Origin of the sequence: uncultured Senegalimassilia sp. (genome assembly GCF_934632265.1) — a bacterium.
Taxonomy (GTDB): Bacteria; Actinomycetota; Coriobacteriia; order Coriobacteriales; family Eggerthellaceae; genus Senegalimassilia.
This window is the reverse complement of record NZ_CAKTYH010000149.1, coordinates 1-3,895: the sequence shown is the minus strand read 5'-3', so window position 1 is coordinate 3,895 and position 3,895 is coordinate 1. Positions and strand designations below refer to the sequence as shown.

The following is a 3,895-nucleotide window of genomic DNA, read 5'->3' as shown; positions in this document are numbered from 1 at the left end:
CAAAGACTCCGCGTACGTTGGCCAGACCACAAGCATCGCAACACGAATGAGCCAGCACGGTGCCAACGAGGAAAAACGAGACTTTGACACATTCAACGTTATCTACAACGAGGAATTCAACGGCTCGGTTATCACCGACTACGAGCACCGTCTTATCGGCTATATGCATGCGGATGGCCGATACAAGCTCACTAACAAAAACGAAGGAATGACGGACTCGAACTACTTCAGCAAGGGCGCTTACTCCGCTATGTTCGAGGACCTGTGGGAAGAGTTGCGGGCCCTCGAGCTGGCCGACCACACCATCGCCGATATCGAGGAATCCGAGGTCTTTAAGTACTCGCCCTTCAAGGGGCTTAACGCCGACCAGCGCGTCGCCCTCGACAAGATCATGGCCGCCGTCAGGAACGGCATAGACAAAGCCGAGCCGATAGTCGTCGAAGGGATGCCTGGCACGGGAAAGACCGTTCTCGCCATATATCTGCTTAAGATGCTGCGCGACGACCCTCGCTGCAAGGACATGAACATACGCATCATCGAGCCAGTGACCTCGCTGCGAAAGACGCTCCAAAGGTCTCTGGCGAACGTGAGCGGGTTCAAGAAGTCCGACGTCATCGGACCGAGCGACCTCGTGAAGCCCGCGATGGGCTACGAACCCGGCAAGGGCAAATGCTTCGACATCGTTCTTGTCGACGAGGCGCATAAGCTGAAGAGGCGTGTCGCCCTGGGTCCTTCGATCGGCAATTACGACAAAGTGAACGAGAAGCTGGGGCTCCCTGGGGATGCCACTCAGATGGACTGGGTCATCAATCAGACAAAACTCCCGATTTTCTTCTATGATCCGCTCCAGAGCATCGGCCCATCTTGCGTTCGCAGAGACGCGATGAGGGCCGCCCTCGGCGGGGCTGTGGAGCGCCCCATCAAGCTCGAAAGCCAGATGCGTGTCAAGGGCGGGGACGCCTATCTTCGCTATGTTCGCGATATCCTTGATGGGTGCTGCGAAGGGTTCCAGGAGTTCGAGGGTTACGATTTTGAACTGCATGAGGACTTCGGCGACTTCGTGGACTGCTTTGAGCGAGATTATCGGGACCACAACCTGAGCAGACTGGTAGCGGGCTACGCCTGGGAGTGGAAGACGAAGCCCGGGAGAAAGTTGAAGGAGGGGGAGGTCCCGTCCGATTGCGACATCGAGATTGACAGCGTGCGCTTAAGGTGGAACTGCACCAACGAGAACTGGGTGGGTCTCGGCGTGGAGGACCCTCGTGTTGCTCGTGAGGTTGGTTGCATCCATTCGATTCAAGGCTACGATCTCAGCTATGCCTATGTGATTATCGGTCGTGATTTGCTCTTCAATGGAGAAGAGGGAAAGCCTGAATCGAACAAGGAGGGCTACTTCGACAGCAACGGCAAGGTAAAATCCTCGAAGGAAGAGCTCGATCGCTACATCAAGAACATCTACTACGTATTGCTCACGAGGGGGATTCTTGGAACCCATGTGTATATCGAGGACCCGACATTAAGGGGGTACTTCGCTCAGTACTTCCAGCGATCCGTCTAAGCTTGGATAAGAGAAGTTGGGCCAGGTGGGGGTGCGGTCGAGTTCGGCTTGCGCTTTGTGGACGATTGGGCTTTTGCGCGTGTGCAAGATCTTTTCGCGTTCGCTTCTCTAATTGGACCGCGCTTCGCCCTTCCCTTTACGCAGCGCATCCTTGGGGTCGACGTTGCGCAGTAGGGTGGGGTCCTCGAACAGGCGGGTGCAGATCATGTCCGCGCGGTTCATTTCGCCGCCGTCTTCTCCGATGACGTTTTTGTAGAACCGCATCAGGAACGAGTCATCGGGGAAGATCTTCGCTGCCGCGTTGCGGTACTGCGCGCGCACCAGCGCGTCGCGGAAGTAGCGCGCGTGCTTGGCGAAGGGGTCGTTCGCCACCTGAAATCCTAGGCTGTTCAGGTACAACTCCGAGAACACGGCGATGGTGCGGGTGTTCCCCTCGTAAAAAGGATGGATTTGCCAGAGGAATGCGATGGTGTGGCAGAAGCGCTGCAGCTCTTCGTCCGTGAACGTCGTGTATGCCGCGGCGGCCTCGTTCGCGAACGCGCCGCGAAGGGACATCTTGTAGGTCAGCGGGTCGGCGTACAGCACGCTGTTGCCGTTGAGGATCTCCTCTTGCTTGATCAGGCGCTCGCTTTTGAACTGGCCGGGGCGGTATACCGCGGGATCGAGGTCCTGGAACAGATACGCGTGGATGGTGGTGAGCATGTCGGGCGAAAGGAAGAAGGCGCCGCGCGTGAGCAGCTCGGCGATGCGCTGGCTTACCAGGTCGGCCTCTTTGGTTTCGCTGCTAGCCTCAGCGTTGGCGTATCGTTCGCGAACAAGTTCGCCGACCTCGTCGAGCCCCTTCTCGCCGCGGATGTAGGCATGAGCTTGGTCGCGCAGGTAGTCGGACACCTTCAGGCCGTCGACGTCCTGCAAGCCGATGGCGACGGCCCAATAGTGCCTGCGCCGCTCTTCCGAAGTGTATTCGGAAGCCGGTCGATATTCGAAATCGTCGTAGCTGTCTGCGGACATGACGGTTACCTGGGATCGCCCCGCTCCGCGTAGGAGCCCTTCCAATGGTTGCGCCGCAATCGCGAACGCTTGCGCGTTATCGGAACATGATAGCACGGCGAGCGCCGACGCCCGCGCATTGCGCGCGCGTGAACAGGGGACGGAGGTGTGTTCACGCGGGAGTGCTTGGGAACGCGAGACGTCATCGTGAACACACCTCCGTCCCCTGTTCACCTCCCCGGCTTGAATACTTGATGGCGCTTGCCGAGAGCGGGGGGTTGGGCTTGCTGCCTGCACGTATACTGGTTGCATAGTGCGAATCGCGGGGCTGGTTGGGCGCCGCTTGATGAAAGGCTGTCTCGTGTCCGAAAAGTTGAAGATCGGCGTGCTGCTCTCCGGCAGCGGCACGAATTTCCAGGCCATCCTCGATGAGGCGGAAAAGGGCCTGCCCGTCGAGGTGGTGAAGGTGGTCGCGTCGCGTCCCGATGCGTACGGCATCGAGCGCGCCAACGCCGCCGGCATCCCCGTGCTGGTCATGAACCGCCAGCTCTACGCCGACCCCGAGGCGGCCGATGCGCAGATCGTGGCCGCGCTGCAGGAAGCCGGCGCGCAGTACGTGGTCATGGCCGGCTACATGCGCAAGGTCACGCCCGTCATGCTCAACGCCTTCCCCAACCGCGTGCTCAACCTGCATCCGGCGCTTTTGCCCTCGTTCAAGGGCGCGCACGCCATCGCCGACGCGTTTAACGCCGGCGTGAAGGTCACGGGCGTCACCGTTCACTTCGCCAACGAGGACTACGACAAGGGCCCCATCGTGGCACAGGAACCGGTGCGCGTGGCCGAGGGCGACACGCTTGAAACCCTGGAAACCCACATCCACCAGGTGGAGCACGAGCTGTACCCGCGCGTGCTGGGTTGGCTTGCCGCCGGCCGCGTGAGCGTCGACGCGGAGGGCAAGGTGCACCTTGCTGACTAGGGAAACGCTGGCGGGCATCGCCGCCGATCTGCGCGCGGGACGCGCGGTGGAGCTTTCGCCCGCCGACTTCCCGTGCTTTTCCGCCGAGGCGCTGAAGGGCAACATGCACGTTTCGCCCGATGACCTGGGGAAACTGTCTGCCGCCCTCACCGCCGCGGACGCGCCCACCTTCGAGCGCGCCGCCCGTGCCATGGCCGAGGGCGACCTGGCGTGGTTGGGCTTTAAGGTGGTGTTCGACCCCGCCGCCGCGCAGGCAAACACCGACAACGAGGTCACGAAGAAGTACGGCGACACCGGCTCGGCCGACGGCGCCGGCATGGTGTTCTTCTGCAACGACGCGAAGGAGATCGTCTCCGCGCGCACGCCTAGCC

General features: G+C 60.7%; 4 protein-coding genes. 3 read left to right on the top strand and 1 reads right to left on the bottom strand.

Annotation, left to right across the window (positions count from 1 at the left end):
- The coding region (locus Q0H50_RS08750) for a DNA/RNA helicase domain-containing protein (RefSeq protein WP_294421512.1) at positions 1-1,558 on the top strand (1,558 nt) is incomplete at its 5' end.
- 108 nt (positions 1,559-1,666) lie between these two features.
- On the opposite strand, the gene Q0H50_RS08745 is transcribed toward Q0H50_RS08750, so the two are convergent.
- Positions 1,667-2,569, bottom strand: a complete 903-nt coding sequence (locus tag Q0H50_RS08745) for a Fic family protein (protein ID WP_294421510.1) — start codon at positions 2,567-2,569, stop codon at positions 1,667-1,669.
- 340 nt (positions 2,570-2,909) lie between these two features.
- On the opposite strand from Q0H50_RS08745, the gene purN reads away from it, so the two are divergent.
- Together purN and Q0H50_RS08735 are read left to right on the top strand one after the other, a co-directional pair.
- On the top strand, positions 2,910-3,524 hold the full coding sequence (gene purN, locus Q0H50_RS08740; protein WP_294421508.1) for a phosphoribosylglycinamide formyltransferase: 615 nt from the start codon (positions 2,910-2,912) through the stop codon (positions 3,522-3,524).
- A partial coding sequence (locus Q0H50_RS08735) for a hypothetical protein (protein ID WP_294421505.1) occupies positions 3,514-3,895 on the top strand: 382 nt, incomplete at its 3' end. The genes purN and Q0H50_RS08735, both read left to right, overlap by 11 nt.

Coding starts and splice junctions, on each gene's coding strand:
- Q0H50_RS08745 (WP_294421510.1), bottom strand. CDS start 2,569: ATGTCCGCAGACAGCTACGACGATTTCGAATATCGACCGGCTTCCGAA.